The organism is Bradyrhizobium jicamae, assembly GCF_001440395.1.
Lineage (GTDB): Bacteria > Pseudomonadota > Alphaproteobacteria > Rhizobiales > Xanthobacteraceae > Bradyrhizobium > Bradyrhizobium jicamae.
Genome location: NZ_LLXZ01000110.1, coordinates 25,026 through 29,591 on the forward strand (window position 1 = coordinate 25,026; position 4,566 = coordinate 29,591).

5 protein-coding genes are annotated in these 4,566 nt (G+C 63.7%); 2 read left to right on the forward strand and 3 right to left on the reverse strand.

The window, feature by feature from the left end; translation table 11 throughout:
- The coding region (locus CQ12_RS46390) for a sugar phosphate nucleotidyltransferase (protein ID WP_245309978.1) at window positions 1–238 on the reverse strand (238 nt) is incomplete at its 3' end.
- 7 nt (window positions 239–245) lie between these two features.
- Entirely contained in the window at window positions 246–1,235 is a 990-nt protein-coding gene (locus CQ12_RS17935; RefSeq protein WP_057836638.1) for an NAD-dependent epimerase, read from the reverse strand.
- Window positions 1,236–1,417: 182 nt separating this feature from the next.
- Between CQ12_RS17935 and CQ12_RS17940 the strand changes: the two genes are divergently transcribed.
- Window positions 1,418–2,377: a lysylphosphatidylglycerol synthase transmembrane domain-containing protein gene (locus tag CQ12_RS17940; RefSeq protein ID WP_057836632.1), complete on the forward strand. Its 960-nt coding sequence runs from the start codon at window positions 1,418–1,420 to the stop codon at window positions 2,375–2,377.
- 28 nt (window positions 2,378–2,405) lie between these two features.
- The gene (locus CQ12_RS17945) at window positions 2,406–3,428 is read left to right on the forward strand and encodes an MraY family glycosyltransferase (RefSeq protein ID WP_057836633.1); all 1,023 of its coding nucleotides are present in this window, start codon (window positions 2,406–2,408) and stop codon (window positions 3,426–3,428) included.
- Here the strand turns inward: CQ12_RS17945 and CQ12_RS17950 are convergent.
- A partial coding sequence (locus tag CQ12_RS17950; RefSeq protein ID WP_063799767.1) for a glycosyltransferase family 4 protein occupies window positions 3,425–4,566 on the reverse strand: 1,142 nt, incomplete at its 5' end. The two genes, CQ12_RS17945 and CQ12_RS17950, sit on opposite strands and share 4 nt — an antisense overlap.

Below are 4,566 nucleotides of genomic sequence, written 5' to 3' on the forward strand. Positions count from 1 at the left end.
CGGCCTCGAGCCCGATCTCCGCCAGTTGCTCGAGCACCATGAAGCGATAGGCGTTGTTGGTGATGATGACGGGCCGCTCGAACAGATCAGCGCCCGAAACCCGCAGCAGCGTATCCTGGAACGTCGAGCGCTCCCCGAACAGGGACAGGAACTGCTTGGGGTGCACCTCACGCGAGGCCGGCCACAGCCGCGTTCCCGCGCCGCCGCACATGATGAGGGGAATAATTCGTCGGTTCATCGGTGCCTCAAATTCTGTAGTAGTCACGGTACCAGGCGACAAAATCGGCAAGCCCATCCTCGATCGAAGTCTGCGGCCTGAAGCCGGTGTCGCGCATCAGTTCCGCGACATCGGCAAAGGTCTCGGTCACATCTCCAGGCTGCATCGGCAGCATCTCACGGACCGCCGCGCGGCCCAATTCCCGCTCCAGAACCGCTACCACGTGAGTTAGCTCTTCCGGATGATTGTTGCCGACATTGTAAATTCGTGCCGGCGCACCGGCGGCCGGGCCGCCGTCGCGCGGGGCTTGGTCGACCAATTGCAATACCGCGCGCGCCGCGTCGTCGACATGGGTAAAGTCGCGCCGCATCCGGCCTTGGTTGAAGAGCCTGATCGGGGTGCCCTCCACGATCGCCTTGGTGAAGAGGTAAATCGCCATGTCAGGGCGGCCCCACGGCCCATAGATCGTGAAGAACCGCAGGCCTGTCACCGGAAGGCGATAGAGATGGCTGTAGGAATGCGCGATCAGCTCGTTGGCTTTCTTCGTGGCAGCGTAGAGGCTGACAGGATGGTCGGTCTTGTCGTTCACCGAAAACGGTAGTTTCGTATTGGCGCCATAGACCGACGAGGACGATGCATAGACCAGATGGCCGCATCCGTGATGCCGGCAACCTTCCAGCACATTGACGAAGCCCTCAAGGTTGGCATCGACATAGGCATGCGGCTGGTCGATCGAATACCGCACGCCGGCCTGCGCCGCCAGATGCACCACCCTTGCAAAGCGGTGTTTGGCGAACAGGCGTTCCATGGCGGCGCGATCGGCGAGGTCGATCTGCTCGAACGCAAAGCCCCGCTCTCCGCGCAGGATGTCCAGCCGCGCCTGTTTCAGCGCCGGATCATAATATTCGTTGAGATTGTCGAGGCCGATGACGGAACGGCCTTCGGCAAGCAGCCGGCGAGCGACATGAAAGCCGATGAAACCCGCAGCTCCGGTGACCAAAATGGATTGATCTGGCATCATATCCCTGGAAGGCACGGCTCAACGGCTCAAATTTCTGTCCCCGCGCCTTTTACCCGCGTTGCCGAGGCCGCTGCAACACCTACCAGCCCCGCTATTGCCAGAACGGCTCGAAAACCATACCAAGGCGCCGAATTGCATCGCTTTTTGCACCCCACCTCTCCAAACCCGGCACGGGCGAGATGCGCCGTATCCTGCTTTCGACATTGAAGATACTGGTCTCGGCGGCGCTGCTTTACTTCTCGCTGCGCAAGGTCGACCTTGCCGACCTCGCCGCCCGCATCGATGTTTCCAGCCTGGGCTGGATCGGCGTGGCGATCGCGGTGACGTTCCTGCAGATCTTCATCGGGGTGCTGCGCTGGCGCCAGATCAGCGCGGAGTGCGGCGCGCCGCTGCCGACCCGGCAGGCGATGCGCTTCAACGTGATCGGAACCTTCTTCAACCAGACGCTGCCCTCCTCGATCGGCGGTGACGCCGTGCGGTTGTGGCTGGTGGCACGCAGCGGCCACGGCTGGCGGGCTGCGACCTATTCCATCTTCGTCGACCGCGCCATCGGCCTGATCGCACTTGCGGTCGTCATCGTCGCGAGCCTGCCCTGGAGCTACCGCCTGATCACCGATCCGCACGGCAGGTCGGCATTGCTGTTCGTCGATTTCGCGGCACTGGCCGGCGGCCTCGGATTTCTCCTGCTCGGCAGGCTCAAATGGCCGTGGCTGAAGCACTGGTGGGGCACCCATCACATCCACGCCTGTTCGGTGATCGCCAATCGCGTGCTGTTCAGCCGTACCCACGGCCTGAAGGTCGCGGTGCTGTCGTTGCTGGTGCACGTGCTCGCCGTCGTGATCGCCTGGTGCGTGGTGCAATCGATCGCAGCGCCCGTAGTGTTCAGCCAGATCTTCCAGCTCGTTCCGCCCGTGATGCTGATCACCATGCTGCCGATCTCGATCGCCGGCTGGGGCGTCCGCGAGGCCACCATGGGGCTCGCATTCGGCTATGCCGGCCTGATGGCCAATGAGGGCGTCAATATCTCCCTGCTCTATGGCGCGGTCTCCTTCATCGTCGGCCTGATCGGCGGGCTGGTATGGATCTTGAGCGCCGAGAAGGCCGCGCAGGGCACGGCGCCGATCGAAGTCCCCAAATAATCTCCTGATAACGTTCCGCGCGGGTAGAATGGTCAATTCGCAACTAGTGCTGTCGTTTGCCGCAGCGGTGCTGGCGGCGCCGTTGTCGGGCGTCCTGACCTCTGCGATCCGGCCGCTCATGGTGCGAATAGCGCTGGCGAAGCCGAATGCGCGCTCCTCCCATCGCATCCCGACGCCGCAGGGCGGGGGCATCGCTGTCATCGCGGCCACGCTGATCGCAGCGACCGCCGTCATCGCGCTTGCCGGCGCGGGGGACATCAAAATCCCCGCCGCGGTGTTCGGCGCGACGCTGTTCATCGCGGCTGTCGGCTTTGCCGATGACGTCAGGCCGCTCCACGTCCTGCCGCGGCTCCTGCTGCAGGGGCTTGCCGTCGCCGCGGTGATCGTTGCCGCGCCCGAAGGCTTACGGATCGTTCCCGCCTGCCCGTTCTGGCTCGAGCGCGGCCTGCTGGTTCTCGCGGGCCTGTGGTTCGTGAACCTCGTCAACTTCATGGACGGGCTCGACCTGATGACGGTCGCCGAAATCGTGCCAGTCACCGCCGCGCTGGTCCTGCTCGGCTGGCTCGGCGATCTTCCGGCGTCGACGGCAGTCGCCGCAGCCGCCCTGTTTGGCGCGATGCTCGGCTTTGCGCCTTTCAACCGGCCGATAGCAAAAATCTTTCTCGGCGACGTCGGCAGCCTGCCGATCGGCCTGCTCGCCGGCTGGTGCCTGCTGCAGCTCGCCTGGCATCAGCAAATGGCCGCGGCGCTGCTGTTGCCGCTCTATTATCTCGCCGACGCCACCATTACCCTGCTGCAGCGCATCGCGAGGGGCGAGCCGTTCTGGGCGGCGCATCGCAGCCACTTCTATCAGCGGGCCACCGACAACGGATTTTCAGTATCGCGCGTGGTGAGCGAGGTGTTCGCCCTCAACATTCTGTTGGCCGCGTTGGCGATCGGCGCGGCGATGACACCTTCGTCTGCGATCTCCGGCCTGCTTCTTGTTGCGGGAGCCGCCGCCACGGCGTTCCTGATGTACCGCTTCTCGCGCCGCGTGCCGTCGACCGGCTAGCTCGACTTCTTCTGCGCCAGCTCGCGGATCAGGCCGCAATACTCGGCCATGGCAATCTCAAAATCGAATCGCCTGGAGATTTCGGCCGCGCGTTCGGCCCGCTGCGCGTCCACGGAACGGGCGGCATGGCTGACCGTCTTCGCCAGTTCATCGGCGTTGCCGGGCTCGACGACCCAGCCGACATCGTGTTCGGTCACCGTCAGCGCTGCCTCGGCATCGGCTTCGGAAACCAGGATCACCGGACGGCCGATCGCCAGCAGATTGTAGAACCGGCTCGGCACCGATACGCCGGCGACATTCTTGCGGTAGGGAATGATCCAGACGTCCGCGGCCGAGAGAAAAATCTCCAACTGATCGTCCTCGACGCGCTCGACCAGGGTGACGTTCGGAAGTTTCGCCTCGGCCTGCATCGTCTTCAACTGGTCAAAGCCCACTCCCCAGCCCGACAACAGGAAATGGATATCCTTATCGTCCCGCAGCAACCGTGCCGCCTCGAATACGATGACGGGATCGTGGGTGAAACCGAGATTGCCCGAAAGCCCGACGACGAAGCGGCCGGAAAACGAACGGCGATATGGATTGTCAGGCGCGATGGCGCGAACGCCGGGCGCAAGCGTTGCCCAGTTCGGAATGAAGCGGATCCTGTCGCGGGTCATTCCGCGATAGCGTAACAACAGTTTTTCCGTGTCGCGGCCGATGATGACGACGGCACCGAGCGCACGGAACATCGGCGCGTTCAGGGCGTGCATCGCCCTCGCCAGCATCGACTGAGGCTTCAACAGGCCAACCATGACGAGAACGTCGGGATAGAGATCGTGCATGATCAGCACCGACTTCGCGCCCTTCAATTTGGCCGCGGCAGCGAACGCGTAAGGCAGCATGAAGGGCGCAGGAACGGTGAGCGTGACGTCGCCGCGCTTGAGCCTCGCCAGCAGCGCGAAGAAGATCCGGACCGTGAACAGCAATTCGGCCACCGCCCGCTTTCCCAGCGCGCCCTTTGCCGGCATCCAGCTCCTGACTTCGACGACCTTAGGCTTGCCCGTTTGCGCCGATATCGCCGAACCTGCCGTTCCCGACAGTACCAGAACGTCGGTTTCCTGGGCCACGCGCTGCGAAATCGACGCCATGATCGCCGCCG

Excerpts from the sequence above, each read along its gene's own strand:
- CQ12_RS17935 (WP_057836638.1), bottom strand. The coding sequence starts at position 1,235 with ATGCCAGATCAATCCATTTTGGTCACCGGAGCTGCGGGTTTCATCGGC.
- CQ12_RS17940 (WP_057836632.1), top strand. The coding sequence starts at position 1,418 with ATGCGCCGTATCCTGCTTTCGACATTGAAGATACTGGTCTCGGCGGCG.
- CQ12_RS17945 (WP_057836633.1), top strand. The coding sequence starts at position 2,406 with ATGGTCAATTCGCAACTAGTGCTGTCGTTTGCCGCAGCGGTGCTGGCG.